The 15301-nt window shown below is 60.2% G+C and carries 14 protein-coding genes; all 14 read left to right on the top strand.

The features are described 5' to 3' along the window. The first annotated feature begins 9 nt into the window (after positions 1-9). On the top strand, positions 10-1314 hold the full coding sequence (gene nuoF / locus IM739_RS10295) for an NADH-quinone oxidoreductase subunit NuoF (RefSeq protein ID WP_237367714.1): 1305 nt from the start codon (positions 10-12) through the stop codon (positions 1312-1314). Between the two features lie 22 nt (positions 1315-1336). Beyond that, complete coding sequence (locus tag IM739_RS10300) at positions 1337-2026, top strand: hypothetical protein (RefSeq protein ID WP_237367715.1); 690 nt, start codon at positions 1337-1339, stop codon at positions 2024-2026. 144 nt (positions 2027-2170) lie between these two features. Continuing rightward, complete coding sequence (nuoG, locus tag IM739_RS10305; RefSeq protein WP_237367716.1) at positions 2171-4252, top strand: NADH-quinone oxidoreductase subunit NuoG; 2082 nt, start codon at positions 2171-2173, stop codon at positions 4250-4252. Positions 4253-4264: 12 nt separating this feature from the next. Beyond that, positions 4265-5308 carry an NADH-quinone oxidoreductase subunit NuoH gene (nuoH, locus tag IM739_RS10310; RefSeq protein ID WP_237367717.1) on the top strand — a complete coding sequence of 348 codons (1044 nt, stop codon included), beginning with the start codon at positions 4265-4267 and terminating at the stop codon, positions 5306-5308. A gap of 39 nt (positions 5309-5347) precedes the next feature. Beyond that, positions 5348-5839 carry an NADH-quinone oxidoreductase subunit NuoI gene (gene nuoI / locus IM739_RS10315; RefSeq protein ID WP_237367718.1) on the top strand — a complete coding sequence of 164 codons (492 nt, stop codon included), beginning with the start codon at positions 5348-5350 and terminating at the stop codon, positions 5837-5839. Positions 5840-5986: 147 nt separating this feature from the next. Continuing rightward, on the top strand, positions 5987-6601 hold the full coding sequence (locus tag IM739_RS10320; RefSeq protein ID WP_237367719.1) for an NADH-quinone oxidoreductase subunit J: 615 nt from the start codon (positions 5987-5989) through the stop codon (positions 6599-6601). 29 nt (positions 6602-6630) lie between these two features. Then, a complete protein-coding gene (nuoK, locus tag IM739_RS10325) occupies positions 6631-6939 on the top strand; it encodes an NADH-quinone oxidoreductase subunit NuoK (RefSeq protein WP_113141000.1) in 309 nt (102 codons plus the stop codon). Positions 6940-6946: 7 nt separating this feature from the next. Further along, the gene (gene nuoL, locus IM739_RS10330; protein ID WP_237367720.1) at positions 6947-8944 is read left to right on the top strand and encodes an NADH-quinone oxidoreductase subunit L; all 1998 of its coding nucleotides are present in this window, start codon (positions 6947-6949) and stop codon (positions 8942-8944) included. Then, positions 8944-10455 (top strand): NADH-quinone oxidoreductase subunit M, encoded by a 1512-nt coding sequence (locus IM739_RS10335; protein WP_237367721.1) that lies wholly within the window; start codon positions 8944-8946, stop codon positions 10453-10455. Before nuoL ends, IM739_RS10335 begins: the two co-directional genes overlap by 1 nt. Before the next feature lie 18 nt (positions 10456-10473). Beyond that, complete coding sequence (nuoN, locus tag IM739_RS10340; RefSeq protein ID WP_237367722.1) at positions 10474-11919, top strand: NADH-quinone oxidoreductase subunit NuoN; 1446 nt, start codon at positions 10474-10476, stop codon at positions 11917-11919. Further along, the gene (locus IM739_RS10345; protein WP_237367723.1) at positions 11916-12683 is read left to right on the top strand and encodes a biotin--[acetyl-CoA-carboxylase] ligase; all 768 of its coding nucleotides are present in this window, start codon (positions 11916-11918) and stop codon (positions 12681-12683) included. Before nuoN ends, IM739_RS10345 begins: the two co-directional genes overlap by 4 nt. 19 nt (positions 12684-12702) lie before the next feature. Then, positions 12703-14370, top strand: coding sequence for a ribonuclease J (locus IM739_RS10350; RefSeq protein WP_237367724.1), 1668 nt, complete (start codon positions 12703-12705; stop codon positions 14368-14370). A gap of 59 nt (positions 14371-14429) precedes the next feature. Then, positions 14430-14834, top strand: a complete 405-nt coding sequence (gene mce / locus IM739_RS10355) for a methylmalonyl-CoA epimerase (RefSeq protein ID WP_237367725.1) — start codon at positions 14430-14432, stop codon at positions 14832-14834. 126 nt (positions 14835-14960) lie between these two features. Beyond that, on the top strand, positions 14961-15233 hold the full coding sequence (locus IM739_RS10360) for a DUF1467 family protein (protein WP_237367726.1): 273 nt from the start codon (positions 14961-14963) through the stop codon (positions 15231-15233). Positions 15234-15301: the final 68 nt, after the last annotated feature.

Consider the following 15301-nt stretch of genomic DNA (forward strand, 5'->3'; position numbering starts at 1 on the left):
TAAAGAGATATGTTGAAGGATCAGGATCGCATCTTTACCAATATCTATGGCCTCAAGGACAAGTCCCTGAAGGGTGCCATGGCGCGTGGCCACTGGGATGGCACCAAGCAGATCCTCGAAAAGGGTCGTGACTGGATCATCAACGAGGTCAAGAATTCGGGTCTGCGCGGCCGTGGCGGCGCGGGCTTCCCGACGGGTCTCAAGTGGTCCTTCATGCCGAAGGAATCCGACGGCCGCCCGCATTACCTCGTCGTCAATGCCGACGAATCCGAGCCCGGCACTTGCAAGGACCGCGACATCCTGCGTCACGATCCGCATACGCTGATCGAAGGCTGCGTGATTGCGTCCTTCGCCATGGGCGCCAACGCCGCCTACATCTATGTGCGTGGCGAGTTCATGCGCGAGCGTGAGGCTCTGCAGGCCGCGATCGACGAGTGCTACGACGCAGGCCTCCTCGGCAAGAACAACAAGCTCGGCTACGACATCGACATCTATGTCCATCACGGCGCCGGCGCCTATATCTGCGGCGAGGAAACAGCCCTTCTCGAAAGCCTCGAAGGCAAGAAGGGCCAGCCGCGCCTGAAGCCCCCGTTCCCGGCGAACATGGGTCTCTATGGCTGCCCGACCACGGTCAACAACGTCGAGTCGATCGCGGTCACCCCGACAATCCTGCGCCGTGGCGCCGGCTGGTTCTCGTCCTTCGGCCGTCCGAACAATGTCGGCACCAAACTGTTCATGATCTCCGGCCACGTCAACCGTCCTTGCACGGTTGAGGAAAGCATGGGCATCACCTTCCGCGAAATGATCGAGAAGCATGCCGGCGGCATCCGTGGCGGCTGGGACAATCTGCTCGCGGTCATCCCGGGCGGCGCATCCTGCCCGGTCGTCAAGGCTGAGGACATGATGGATGTTGTTCTGGACTTCGACGGTCTGCGCGAGGTGAAGTCCTCCTTCGGCACCGGCGGCATGATCGTCATGGACAAGTCCACCGACATCATCAAGGCCATCTGGCGCATCTCGGCTTTCTTCAAGCACGAGAGCTGCGGCCAGTGCACGCCGTGCCGTGAAGGCACCGGCTGGATGATGCGCGTCATGGAGCGCATGGTGAAGGGCAATGCCCAGAAGCGCGAAATCGACATGCTGTTCCAGGTGACCAAGCAGATCGAGGGCCACACCATCTGTGCGCTCGGCGATGCGGCTGCCTGGCCGATCCAGGGCCTGATCCGGAACTTCCGTCCCGAGATCGAAGCCCGTATCGATCAGTATACCCGCAACGCGATCGCACATGGCGTCGTCATGGAAGCGGCCGAGTAAGGCAAACGAAGGGTCTTGGGCTATGGTCAGCGGTTCTGACAAGACGGGAGAAGGCAAACCGGTTGATCCGGTCGATGCCGCTCGTCTGGCAGAAGCGCTGAACCCGCTGATGAGCAATCCGGCAGCCGCCATGGCGGCAGCCACTGCGATCGGTTTCGGACTTGCAACGCATATGACCAGTCTTTTCCTCGGCTCCCTTCAAGGGGTGATGGATGCGTCCGGCAAGCTTGCGCGCAAGATCGAGGACGACCGCAAGCTGTCGGAAGTCTCGGGGCGAGACGCCTCGACAGAGGTGACCAAGGCTGCGTCGGCTCAGGCGGAGGTCAACGCCAAGGCAAAGGCGGACGCGGCTCCGGTCAAGGCTGCGAAGCGCGTTGTGGCCAAGCCGGCGCCATCCAGGTCCGTTGCGGTGAAGACGCCGGTCGCCAAGGTTTCGGCTGGCGAAAAGCCGGCTCAAGCACCGGTTGCAAAGCCTCGCGCAAAGGCCTCGGGCAAGGCCGACGATCTGAAAAAGATCGAGGGTATTGGTCCGAAGCTCGAGCAGGTGCTGAACGGCAGAGGCATCAGCCGTTTTGCGCAGATCGCGGAACTCGGTGACGAGGCGCTTGTGACCTTGGACAAGGATATTGGTCTCGATGGCCGCGTGCTACGGGACGACTGGGCGGGGCAGGCCCGCCGTCTGACGGGCGGCAAGGTCCGCTCAGGCAAGTAAGTTTACGGTCGGACCGCGCAGCGGCGCTGTGTCTGGCTGCAGGAAATGAACGGGCGAGGGCGCTGCATCTGCGGATCGGCGCCGAGCCAGTCGGAGCGAAAACTCCGGCAAAGTGCGCGGTGCGCGTGAGGCAGGAAGGCGAATATGGCAAAGCTGAAGATCGACGGCAAAGAGATCGAGGTTCCGGATCATTTCACGCTGTTGCAGGCGTGTGAGGAAGCCGGCGCTGAAGTCCCGCGCTTTTGTTTCCATGAACGGCTGTCGGTCGCCGGCAATTGCCGGATGTGCCTTGTCGAGGTGAAGGGTGGACCGCCGAAGCCGGCAGCCTCCTGCGCCATGGGCGTACGCGACATCCGCGGTGGCCCGAACGGCGAACTGGCGGAAGTCTTCACCAACACGCCGATGGTCAAGAAGGCCCGCGAAGGCGTGATGGAATTCCTGCTGATCAACCATCCGCTGGATTGCCCGATCTGCGACCAGGGTGGCGAATGCGACCTGCAGGACCAGGCCATGGCCTTTGGTATCGATAGCTCGCGCTACACCGAAAACAAGCGCGCCGTCGAAGACAAGTATATCGGCCCGCTGGTCAAGACGGTGATGAACCGCTGCATTCACTGCACCCGTTGCGTCCGCTTCACCACCGAAGTCGCCGGCATTGCCGAGCTCGGCCTGATCGGCCGAGGCGAAGACGCTGAAATCACCACCTATCTCGAGCAGGCGATGACGTCGGAGCTGCAGGGCAACGTCGTTGACCTCTGCCCGGTCGGCGCGCTGACCTCGAAGCCCTTCGCCTTCACCGCCCGTCCGTGGGAACTTGGCAAGACTGAATCCATCGACGTGATGGATGCACTCGGTTCGGCTATTCGCGTCGATACCCGTGGCCGTGAAGTCATGCGCGTGATGCCGCGCGTCAACGAGCAGGTCAACGAAGAGTGGATCTCCGACAAGAGCCGCTTCATCTGGGACGGCCTTAAGACCCAGCGTCTCGACCGTCCTTATGTGAAGAAGGACGGCCGTCTTCAGCCGGCAAGCTGGGCGGAAGCCTTTGCTGCGGTCAAGTCGGCTGTAGCTGCAACGACTGCCGACAAGATCGGTGCTGTTGCCGGCGACCTGGCTTCCGTTGAAGAAATGTTTGCACTGAAGTCGCTGCTTGCCTCGCTCGGTTCGGCCAATACCGACTGTCGCCAGGATGGGACGGCACTCGATCCGTCGCGCGGCCGCTCCAGCTATATCTTCAATTCCGGCATCGAAGGCATCGAGGCTGCAGACGCGATCCTCATCGTTGGCGCCAATCCGCGCTACGAAGCCTCCGTTCTCAATGCGCGCATCCGCAAGCGCTGGCGCCGTGGTGGCCTGCCAATCGCCGTGATCGGCGAAGCCGGCGATCTGCGCTATCCGTATGAATATCTGGGTGCAGGCACAGAGACGCTGTCCGATCTGGTTTCCGGCAAGAACAGCTTTGTCGAAAAGCTGACCGCGGCCAAGAACCCGCTGATCATCATCGGCCAGGGCGCATTGATCGGTGCCGAAGGGGCCGCCGTTCTTGCCAATGCCGCAAAACTGGCAAATGCCGTTGGTGCACTGACCGAAGAGTGGAACGGTTTTTCCGTCCTGCACACGGCAGCGGCCCGTGTCGGCGGCCTCGATCTCGGCTTCGTGCCCGGTGAGGGCGGTGTTGCCGCAGGCGCCATGCTGTCCTCGCTCGATGTTGTCTTCCTGCTCGGCGCCGACGAACTCGACTTCTCGGCCAAGACCGCCAAATGCGTCGTCTATATCGGCAGCCACGGCGACAATGGCGCGCATCATGCAGACATCATCCTGCCGGGCGCGACCTATACCGAAAAGTCTGGAACCTGGGTGAATACCGAAGGCCGTGTCCAGATCGGCAATCGCGCTGGCTTCGCGCCGGGCGAGGCACGCGAGGACTGGGCCGTCCTGCGTGCGCTTTCCGATGTGCTCGGCAAGAAGCTGCCGTTCGATTCGCTGTCGCAACTGCGCGTGAAGCTCTATGAGGCCTACCCGCATTTCGCTGCGATCGACGAAGTCGCGCCGGGCTCTACGGCTGATATTGCTGCGCTGGCGAAAAAAGCCGGGAAGATGGGCAAGTCTGTGTTTGCGTCGCCGATCAAAGACTTCTATTTGACGAACCCGATCGCGCGCGCTTCGGCCGTCATGGCCGAGTGCTCGGCATTGGCCCGCAACAATTTCAAGGCTGCGGCAGAGTAAGGGCAGGGGACCATGGATAATTTCGTTTCCACATATGTGTGGCCCGCGGCCATCATGATCGGTCAGTCGCTTCTGCTTCTGGTCTGCCTTCTCGTCTTCATCGCCTATATCCTTCTCGCAGACCGCAAGATCTGGGCAGCCGTCCAGTTGCGTCGCGGCCCGAACGTCGTTGGTCCCTGGGGTCTCTTCCAGTCCTTCGCCGACCTTCTGAAGTTCGTCTTCAAGGAGCCGGTCATTCCGGCCGGTGCCAACAAGGGCGTCTTCCTTCTGGCACCTCTCGTTGCCGTGACGCTGGCGCTCGCTACCTGGGCCGTGGTGCCGGTTGCCGATGGCTGGGTGATCGCCAACATCAATGTCGGCATTCTCTATGTCTTCGCCATCTCGTCACTGGAAGTCTATGGTATCATCATGGGCGGCTGGGCTTCGAACTCGAAGTACCCGTTCCTCGGCGCGCTTCGCTCGGCCGCGCAGATGGTTTCCTATGAAGTTTCGATCGGCTTCGTCATCGTCACCGTTCTTCTGTGCGTCGGTTCGCTGAACCTGACCGATATCGTCACCGCGCAAAATACCGGTCTCGGCACGATGATGGGCTTGCCGGCATCCTTCCTCGACTGGCACTGGCTGTCGCTTTTCCCGATGTTCGTGGTTTTCTTCATCTCGGCATTGGCTGAAACCAACCGCCCGCCCTTCGACCTTCCGGAAGCCGAATCCGAACTGGTCGCCGGCTTCATGGTCGAATACGGCTCGACCCCCTACATGATGTTCATGCTTGGCGAATACGCTGCCATCGTGCTGATGTGCTCGCTGACCACGATCCTCTTCCTTGGAGGCTGGCTGCCGCCGGCAGACGTCTGGTTCCTGAATTGGGTTCCCGGCATCATCTGGTTCGTGCTGAAGGCATCCATGGTCTTCTTCATGTTCGCCATGGTGAAAGCCTTCGTTCCGCGTTACCGCTACGACCAGCTGATGCGTCTGGGCTGGAAGGTATTCCTGCCGCTCTCGCTCGCCATGGTCGTCATCGTTGCATTCGTGCTGAAGCTGATGGGTTGGGCATGATCATGTCCACCCGGAAACTCGGCTGATTAGGAGATTAGGATGGCTGCTCTTACACAGGCTATCAACGCACTTTTCCTGAAGGAATTTGTCGGGGCGTTTTTCCTCTCGATGCGTTACTTCTTCCGTCAGAAGGCGACGATTAACTACCCCTTCGAAAAGGGGCCGATCTCCCCGCGCTTCCGTGGTGAGCATGCGCTGCGCCGTTATCCCAACGGCGAAGAACGCTGCATTGCCTGCAAGCTGTGCGAGGCGATCTGTCCTGCCCAGGCCATCACCATCGAGGCTGGCCCGCGCCGCAACGACGGCACCCGCCGCACGGTGCGTTACGATATCGACATGGTGAAGTGCATCTATTGTGGTTTCTGCCAGGAAGCCTGCCCGGTTGACGCGATCGTCGAAGGTCCGAACTTCGAGTTCGCCACCGAGACCCGCGAAGAACTCTATTTCGACAAGGCGCGGCTTCTGGATAACGGCGACCGCTGGGAACGCGAAATCGCGCGCAACCTGGCGCTCGACGCTCCGTATCGCTGATCCCAAGGGATCAAGTCGCTCGGGCGAGGCACGCGGCCCCGCCAGAGCATTGATGTTTGTAACGGGCATGCCGGTGGGGATATCGGTCATGTCTTATCGGGCGGCGGGGCAGGGCCCTCGTCCGGGGGAAGATGAAAAGGCACCAACATGGGTCTTCAGGCTCTCTTTTTCTATCTCTTCGCCATTGTCGCCGTGGTTTCGGCCTTCATGGTGATATCGGCTCGGAATCCGGTCCATTCGGTCCTGTTCCTCATTCTCACCTTCGTCAATGCAGCGGGTCTGTTCCTGCTGACCGGCGCTGAATTCCTGGCGATGATCCTCCTTGTCGTTTATGTCGGCGCCGTGGCGGTTCTCTTCCTGTTTGTCGTCATGATGCTCGATATCGATTTCACCGAGCTGCGTGCGGGTGCCGCGAAATATGCGCCGATGGCGTCGCTGATCGGTCTGATCGTTGCAGCCCAGCTGGTCTTCGTGATCGGTGGCAGCGTCATCAGCCCGGCGGCAAAGGATGCTATTGCATTGCCGATCCCGGCTTTGTCGGAACGCCAGAACACCCAGGCGCTAGGTGACGTGCTCTACACAAATTACATCTTCTATTTCCAGATCGCCGGCCTGGTGCTGCTGGTGGCGATGATCGGGGCAATCGTCCTGACCCTGCGTCACCGCGAAAACATCAAGCGGCAGGATATTTCTCGCCAGGTTGCCCGCTCGCCCGAGACCGCCGTCAAGGTGGTCAAGGTCAAGCCGGGCCAGGGCGTCTGAGCCGAGCACGAGGTCAAGGAACGTAAATCATGGAAATCGGTCTTTCCCACTACCTGACGGTCAGTGCCATTCTCTTTACCCTCGGGGTCTTCGGCATCTTCCTGAACCGCAAGAACGTCATCATCATCCTGATGTCGGTCGAACTCATCCTTCTGGCCGTCAACCTCAACATGGTGGCCTTCTCTGCCTTCCTCGGCGACATCGTCGGCCAGGTCTTCGCGCTGTTCATCCTGACGGTTGCAGCGGCCGAAGCCGCGATCGGCCTCGCGATCCTCGTGGTCTTCTATCGTAATCGCGGCTCGATCGCCGTCGAAGACGTCAACGTGATGAAGGGCTGATACGGCTATGCTCATCTACAAGGCTATCGTCTTTCTTCCATTGATCGGTGCGCTCATCGCCGGCCTGTTCGGTCGCCAGATTGGCGCCAAGGCATCGGAATACGTCACCACCGGATTGATGATCATTGTCGCGATCCTGTCCTGGATCGTCTTCTTCAACGTGGCGATGAGCCACGAGGCACACGAAGTCATCAAGGTTCCGGTCCTGCGCTGGATCCAGTCCGGCGGCATCGACGTCGAATGGGCGCTGCGCGTCGACACATTGACGGCTGTCATGCTGATCGTCGTGAACTCGGTCTCGACGCTGGTTCATGTCTATTCGATCGGCTACATGCATCACGATCCGCATCGTCCGCGTTTCTTTGCCTATCTGTCGCTGTTCACCTTCGCGATGTTGATGCTGGTGACCTCCGACAACCTGCTGCAGATGTTCTTCGGCTGGGAAGGCGTGGGTCTGGCGTCCTATCTGCTGATCGGCTTCTGGTTCAAGAAGCCGTCCGCTTCGGCCGCTGCCATGAAGGCCTTCATCGTCAACCGCGTCGGCGACTTCGGCTTCATCCTCGGTATCGGCTGCGTCTTCGTCATGTTCGGCTCGATCAATTTCGAAACGATCTTTGCCGCAGCCCAGACTTATCTGCCGGCTGAAGGTGCTGGTTCGCCGGAAGTGGTGATGAACCTCTTCGGCATGCAGCTCGACCGCAGTCACGCCCTGACCGGTGCCTGCCTGCTGCTGTTCATGGGCGCGATGGGCAAGTCGGCACAGTTCCTGCTGCACACCTGGCTGCCAGACGCGATGGAAGGCCCGACCCCGGTTTCGGCGCTGATCCATGCCGCGACCATGGTGACCGCCGGCGTCTTCCTCGTTGCCCGCATGTCGCCACTGTTCGAACTGTCGCCGGATGCGCTGACCGTTGTCACGCTGGTCGGCGCGATCACCGCCTTCTTTGCTGCGACCGTCGGTCTGGTGCAGAATGACATCAAGCGCGTCATCGCCTATTCGACCTGCTCGCAGCTCGGCTACATGTTCGTTGCACTCGGCGTTGGTGCCTATGGCGCTGCCATCTTCCACCTGTTCACTCACGCCTTCTTCAAGGCGCTGTTGTTCCTATGCGCCGGCTCGGTTATCCATGCCGTCGATGGTGAGCAGGACATGCGCTACATGGGCGGCCTGCGTCCGCATATCAAAGTCACCTTTGCCATGATGCTGCTGGGCACGCTTGCCATTACCGGCGTCGGCATTCCGTTCACGCCAATCGGCTTTGCCGGCTTCTTCTCCAAGGACGTGATCATCGAAGCGACATACGCATCGCATTCGCCGATCGCGGGCTTTGCCTTCGCCATGCTGGTGATTGCGGCTCTGTTCACCAGCTTCTACTCGTGGCGGCTGATGTTCATGACCTTCTTCGGCAAGCCCCGCGCCTCCGCCGACGTCATGCATCATGTGCATGAATCGCCGATGGTGATGCTTCTGCCGCTGATCCTTCTCGCAGTCGGCGCGATCTTCGCCGGTGTCGTGTTCGAAGGCTATTTCTTCGGTCACCACTATGCCGATTTCTGGAAGGGCGCCCTGTTCACCCTGCCGGAAAACGAGCTGGTGGACGAGTTCCATCACGTTCCGGCCTGGGTTGCGCTCAGCCCGTTCGTCGCGATGCTGCTCGGCTTCGTCATCGCCTGGTACATGTACATCAAGAACCCATCGGCACCGAAGAAGCTCGCCGAACAGCAATGGATGCTCTACCAGTTCCTGCTCAACAAGTGGTACTTCGACGAGCTCTACGACTTCCTGTTCGTGCGCTCGGCCAAGGCACTCGGCCGCTTCCTGTGGAAGAAGGGTGACGTTGCTACCATCGACGCGTACGGCCCGAACGGCGTTGCCGCTTCTGTTGCCGGCCTGACCCAGAAGGTCGTCCGCCTGCAGTCCGGCTACCTCTACCACTATGCCTTCGCGATGCTGATCGGCGTCGCGGCCCTTATTACCTGGATGATGCTCGGGAGCTCCTTCTGATGACCGATTGGCCCATTCTCTCGACGGTCACCTTTCTGCCGCTGGTTGGCGTGGCGCTGCTGCTGCTCACCCGCGGGGATACCTCCCTTGGTCGCCGCAACATTCTCAACGTCTCGCTGCTGACGACGGTCTTCACCTTTGTCGTCTCGCTGTTCATCTGGATCGGTTTCGACAATGCGAACACCGGCTTCCAGATGGTCGAGAAGCATGACTGGCTCGGCACCGGCATAGCCTACCATGTCGGCGTCGACGGCATCTCGATGCTGTTCGTCGTCCTGACGACGCTTTTGATGCCGTTCTGCATCCTGGCCAGCTGGAATTCAGTCCAGAAGCGCCTCAAGGAATACATGATTGCCTTCCTGCTGCTCGAAACGCTGATGATCGGCGTCTTCGTGTCGCTCGACATCGTGCTCTTCTACGTCTTCTTCGAAGCCGGCCTCATTCCGATGTTCATCATTATCGGTGTCTGGGGCGGCAAGGACCGCGTCTACGCGTCCTACAAGTTCTTCCTCTACACGCTGCTCGGCTCGGTCCTCATGCTGCTCGCCATCATGGCGATGTACTGGGATGCCGGCACGACCGACATTGCGCAGCTTCTCGCTCACGATTTCCCGCCGCAGATGCAGACGTGGCTATGGCTCGCCTTCTTCGCCTCGTTCGCGGTGAAGATGCCGATGTGGCCGGTCCACACCTGGCTGCCGGATGCCCACGTTCAGGCGCCGACGGCCGGCTCGATGATCCTGGCCGGTATTCTTCTGAAGCTTGGCGGCTACGGCCTGCTGCGCTTCTCGGTGCCGATGTTCCCGCTGGCATCTGACTATTTTGCGCCGCTCGTTTTCACCCTGTCGGTCATCGCCATCATCTACACCTCGCTGGTCGCGATGATGCAGGACGACATGAAGAAGGTGATCGCCTATTCGTCCGTCGCCCACATGGGTTACGTGACCATGGGCACGTTTGCCGCCAATGCTCAGGGCATCCAGGGTGCGATCTTCCAGATGATCAGCCACGGCTTCGTCTCGGCCGCACTCTTCTTCTGTGTCGGTGTCATTTATGACCGCCTGCACACCCGCGAGATCACCGCCTATGGTGGCCTGGCCAACAACATGCCGAAATATGCGGTTGCCTTCATGGTCTTCACCATGGCCAATGTCGGCCTGCCTGGCACGTCGGGCTTCGTTGGCGAATTCCTGACCCTGATTGGCGTCTTCCGTGCCAATACTTGGGTCGCCCTGTTTGCCGCTACCGGTGTTATTCTCTCGGCGGGTTATTCGCTCTGGCTCTATCGCCGGGTCGTTTTCGGTGCGCTGGAGAAGGAAAGCGTCAAGGCGATGCTCGATCTGTCTGGTCGTGAGAAGCTCATTCTCTACCCGCTGATCGCGCTGACCATCTTCTTCGGTGTCTATCCGGCCCCGATCATGGATGTGACCGCCGCCTCCGTTGACCATCTGGTGAACAACTATTCCGCAGCCTTGCAAGCAGCCCAGTCCCTGGCGCTGACTGCGAACTGACGACAGGATCCTTTGGATATGACCGTTGAAACTCTCATCGCAAGCCTGCATCTGGTCACGCCGGAACTGATCCTCGCCGTCGGCGCGCTTGCGTTGCTCATGATTGGCGTGTTTTCGGGCGATCGGGCGACCGGTACCGTCACGGGTCTCGCCGTTGCGCTGCTGCTTGCAGCCGGCGTCTGTGTCATCTGGATTTCCGGCGAAGGCGAAGCCTTCAACGGCGCCTATATCGCCGATGGCTTTGCCCGCTTCATGAAGATCCTGGCCCTGATCGGTTCGATCACCGCGATGATCATGGCTGTCGGCCATGCCAAGAACGACCATCTCGACAAGTTCGAATTCCCGGTCCTGCTGGTTCTGGCGACGCTCGGCATCATGCTGATGATTTCTGCCAACGACCTGATCTCGGTCTATCTGGCGCTCGAACTGCAGTCGCTCGCGCTTTATGTGGTCGCTGCGATCAATCGCGACAGCCTCCGCTCCACGGAAGCCGGCCTGAAATATTTCGTTCTCGGTGCATTGTCGTCCGGCATGCTGCTCTACGGCATGTCGCTGGTCTATGGCTTCACCGGCAATACCGGCTTTGACGAAATTGCCGCAGTCCTGTCGGTCGGCGAGCCGCAGATCGGCCTGATCTTCGGTCTGGTCTTCATCATGGCCGGTCTCGCATTCAAGATCTCTGCCGTTCCCTTCCATATGTGGACGCCTGACGTCTACGAAGGTGCGCCGACCCCGGTCACCGCCTTCCTGGCTGCCGCACCGAAGATCGGTGCCATGGCAATCTTCGTGCGTGTCGTCATCGATGCCTTCCTGCCGATCTTCGCGGAATGGCAACAGATCGTCGTCTTCATCTCGATTGCCTCGATGGTTCTGGGTTCGGTCGCGGCTATCGGTCAGCGCAACATCAAGCGCCTGATGGCCTATTCCTCGATCGGCCACATGGGCTATGCGCTAGTTGGTCTGGCCTCCGGCACCGCCGGCGGCGTGTCCGGCGTCCTGCTTTACATGGCGATCTACCTCGTCATGACCCTCGGCACCTTCGCTTGCATCATGGCGATGCGCCAGAAGGAAGGCGGCAATGTCGAGAACATTGACGATCTCGCCGGCCTGTCGACCACGCGTCCGTTCATGGCCTTCGTTCTGACCGCGCTGATGTTCTCGCTGGCGGGTATTCCGCCGCTGGCCGGCTTCTTCGCCAAGTACTTCGTCTTTGTCGCGGCGATCGAAGCAAAGCTTTATGCGCTGGCGATCATCGGTGTTCTGGCGTCCGTCATCGGCGCCTTCTACTACCTGCGCATCGTCAAGGTCATGTGGTTCGATGAAGCCAAGGGCGAGTTTGCCCGCACGGCCGGCGAATTGCGTTTGGTCTTCGGCCTCTCCGGCCTGTTTGTCGTCGGCTACGTCGTCTTCGGCGGCCCGCTCGGTGCAGCCGCCGAGGCCGCTGCAAAGACGCTGTTTAATTGACAGGCGTCCGCAGATCCCGCCGGTTGTCCATTGACGACTTCCGGCACGTGTCTCTGGACGAAGTGGCGTCCACCAACAGTGAATGTCTCGCCCGCGCTCGCGCGGGCGATTCTGGTTTTTTGTGGGTCACGGCAAAATGCCAGAGCGGCGGTCGCGGTCGACGCGGTCGCACCTGGGTCTCGGAACGGGGCAATCTTTATGCGTCCTTGCTGCTGATCGATCCGGCGCCGATGGAAGAATTGGCATCCCTGCCGCTTGCGGTGGCGACAGCTGTGCACGCATCCATTCGTGCCGTCATGCCGCTCGGCGCCGCTCCCGTCGAAATCAAGTGGCCCAACGATGTGCTGATCGGCCGCCGCAAGACGTCCGGCATCCTGATTGAAGCGGAGAAGCTTGCCGATGGACGCACCGCCTTGGTGATCGGTATCGGTATCAATATCGTCGTGCGTCCTGACCACGGGTTCTATCCGGTGACCTCGCTTGCCGATGAAGGCGTGTCGATCTCCCCTGAAGAGGTCTTTGCTCATCTGTATGCCGAGATGGCCGATGCGATCTCGATCTGGGATGAGGGCAGGGGCATTGCCGCAATCGTCAAGCGGTGGCGGCATGCGGCATGCGGGCTTGGCGAGAAAATAACTGTCAATCTGCCGGATCGCTCGATTCCCGGGATCTTTGCCGGAATCGATGATAAGGGAGTTCTATTGCTCGACCGCGGTGCCGATGGAACGATGACCATCGCCGCAGGTGATGTGTTTTTCGGGTAAAACTGGATCAGGAAAAAGAATGGCTAACAACGACGAACTGGTTTTCCTGCCGCTTGGCGGCGTGGGTGAAATCGGCATGAATCTCGCGCTCTATGGCTACGGCCCGGCCGCAAATCGCCAATGGATTATGGTCGATTGCGGCGTGACCTTCGCCGGTCCCGACCTTCCCGGCGTCGATCTGGTTTTCCCCGATATTAGCTTCATCGAAAAGCAGAAGAAGAACCTCAAGGGCATCATCATCACCCATGCGCACGAGGATCACTACGGCGCCCTGAACGACCTGTGGCCGGGCCTGAACGTGCCGGTCTATGCCTCGGGCTTCACCGCCGGCATGCTAGAAGCCAAGCGCGCCTACGAAGGCAGTCGGGCCGAGATCCCGATCACGCCCTTCAAGGCCGGTGACACGATCAATGTCGGTCCGTTCTCGATCGAGGCGATCGGTGTCAATCATTCGATCCCCGAGCCGATGTCGCTGATCATCCGCACGCCGCTTGGCAATCTGGTCCATACCGGCGACTGGAAGATCGACCACAACCCCTCGCTCGGTCCGATGACGGACGAGCAGCGCTTCCGTGCAATCGGCGACGAAGGCGTGCTTGCGGTGATGTGCGATTCGACCAATGCCATGCGCGATGGTGTCTCGCCGTCCGAGGAAGAAGTCTCCGAGGGCCTGCGCAAGATCATCGCGGCCGCCGAAGGTCGCGTTGCCATCACCACCTTCTCATCGAATGTCGGTCGTATTCGTTCGATCGCACAGGCAGCGGAAGCCTCCGGTCGCGAAGTGCTGCTTCTCGGCAGTTCACTGAAGCGGGTGACCGCCGTCGCCCATGATATCGGCATCATGGAAGGACTGCGCCCGTTCATCGCCGAAGACGAATTCGGCTTCATCCCGCGCGACAAGGTCGTCGTCATCCTCACCGGCAGCCAGGGCGAGTCGCGCGCAGCACTTGCCAAGCTGTCGCGCGATGAGATGCGCAATGTCGCCCTTGCCGCCGGCGATACGGTCGTCTTTTCCTCCCGCGCGATCCCAGGCAACGAAAAGGCAATTCAGGACATCAAGAATGGTCTCGTCGAGCAGGGCGTGCATATCGTCACCGACAGCGAGGCGCTGGTGCATGTGTCGGGTCATCCCCGCCGCAATGAACTGCTGAAGATGTATGAATGGACCAGGCCGAAGGTCCTTGTCCCGGTTCATGGCGAGGCCGCACATCTGGTTGCCCAGGGCGAACTTGCGGTTCAGGCCGGCATCGAAACCGTTCCGAAGGTCCGCAACGGCGACATCCTGCGTCTTGCACCCGGGGCTGTAGAAGTGATCGGCAAGGCCCAGGTCGGACGGGTCTACAAGGACGGCAAGCTGGTTGGCAATCTCGAGGACATGGGCATCGCCGATCGCAAGCGGCTGTCCTATGCCGGACATGTGTCGGTCAACGTTCTTCTCGATAGCCGTTACGATTTCCTCGGTGATCCGGATGTGGTTGCTTACGGTCTGCCGGAACTCGACATCGAGGGTGAGGACATGGAAGACACGCTGTATGACGCCGTCCTCGGCGCTGTCGAGAGCATTCCACGCACCCGTCGTAAGGAACTCGAAGTGGTGCGCGAAGCCGTTCGGCGCGCTGTCCGCTCGGCTGCCAATGAGGCCTGGGGCAAGAAGCCGATCGTCACGGTTTTCCTGACCAAAGTCTGAGAGACGAGGCGGGGACCGACGCTTTAGGGTCCCCGCACCGATTTTCGAGGAGAAGCAGTATGCTGGGTCGCGTCAATCACATCGCCATCGCCGTTCCGGATCTCGCCAGCGCAACGGCCGGTTATCGCGATACTCTGGGTGCGAAAGTATCCCAGGCGCAGGCTCTCCCGGAGCATGGCGTGACCGTGGTTTTCGTCGAATTGCCCAATACCAAGGTGGAGCTGTTGGCCCCGCTCGGCGAAGAGTCACCTCTCGGGGCATTTTTGGCCAAGAATCCCGGCGGCGGCATGCACCATATCTGCTATGAAGTGGATGACATCCTTGTTGCGCGCGACCAGTTGACCGAGGCTGGCGCACGCGTTTTGGGTTCGGGCGAACCGAAGATCGGCGCGCATGGGAAGCCGGTTCTTTTTCTGCACCCCAAGGACTTCTTCGGCACATTGATCGAACTTGAACAGGTCTGATGCGTCGCTTTGTCCTTTGTGGCAGAGCCGGCAAGGGACTATAGCAACCAACGGTGCGAGCACGGGCGTCCCGGGCGCATCATGCAACAGCAGGGGCCGCAGGCGCGGCAAGCGGAGAGCAGACCCATGGCCATCATTTCAGCGCTGGCGGTTTATTTCGTCATTTGGTGGCTGACACTGTTCGTCGTCCTGCCGATTGGTCTGCGAACCCAGGATGACGATAACGATGTGGTGCTTGGCACCGTCGCCAGCGCACCCACAAGGTTTCGCGCTTTCCGGGTGATGATGACGACGACAGTCGTCTCCGCGCTGATCTATGGCGGATGGTACGTGGCGAGCGCCTATTTCGGTATCAGCGTCAATGACTTGCCCCGCATTCTTCCGGACTTCCAGAAGTAAGAGACGGCGCGCTCGGGAGTATCGTCTAACGGGCGACCTCGGTCGTTCTTTTCGTTGTTTTGACAGGC

It is taken from the genome of Rhizobium sp. SL42, assembly GCF_021729845.1.
GTDB lineage: Bacteria > Pseudomonadota > Alphaproteobacteria > Rhizobiales > Rhizobiaceae > Allorhizobium.

Bases quoted from the DNA above. Each gene is read 5' to 3' on its own strand.
- mce (WP_237367725.1), top strand. From the start codon at position 14,430: ATGCTGGGTCGCGTCAATCACATCGCCATCGCCGTTCCGGATCTCGCC.
- nuoI (WP_237367718.1), top strand. From the start codon at position 5,348: ATGGCTGCTCTTACACAGGCTATCAACGCACTTTTCCTGAAGGAATTT.
- IM739_RS10300 (WP_237367715.1), top strand. From the start codon at position 1,337: ATGGTCAGCGGTTCTGACAAGACGGGAGAAGGCAAACCGGTTGATCCG.
- IM739_RS10320 (WP_237367719.1), top strand. From the start codon at position 5,987: ATGGGTCTTCAGGCTCTCTTTTTCTATCTCTTCGCCATTGTCGCCGTG.
- nuoL (WP_237367720.1), top strand. From the start codon at position 6,947: ATGCTCATCTACAAGGCTATCGTCTTTCTTCCATTGATCGGTGCGCTC.
- IM739_RS10360 (WP_237367726.1), top strand. From the start codon at position 14,961: ATGGCCATCATTTCAGCGCTGGCGGTTTATTTCGTCATTTGGTGGCTG.
- nuoH (WP_237367717.1), top strand. From the start codon at position 4,265: ATGGATAATTTCGTTTCCACATATGTGTGGCCCGCGGCCATCATGATC.
- nuoN (WP_237367722.1), top strand. From the start codon at position 10,474: ATGACCGTTGAAACTCTCATCGCAAGCCTGCATCTGGTCACGCCGGAA.
- IM739_RS10350 (WP_237367724.1), top strand. From the start codon at position 12,703: ATGGCTAACAACGACGAACTGGTTTTCCTGCCGCTTGGCGGCGTGGGT.
- nuoG (WP_237367716.1), top strand. From the start codon at position 2,171: ATGGCAAAGCTGAAGATCGACGGCAAAGAGATCGAGGTTCCGGATCAT.
- nuoF (WP_237367714.1), top strand. From the start codon at position 10: ATGTTGAAGGATCAGGATCGCATCTTTACCAATATCTATGGCCTCAAG.
- IM739_RS10335 (WP_237367721.1), top strand. From the start codon at position 8,944: ATGACCGATTGGCCCATTCTCTCGACGGTCACCTTTCTGCCGCTGGTT.
- nuoK (WP_113141000.1), top strand. From the start codon at position 6,631: ATGGAAATCGGTCTTTCCCACTACCTGACGGTCAGTGCCATTCTCTTT.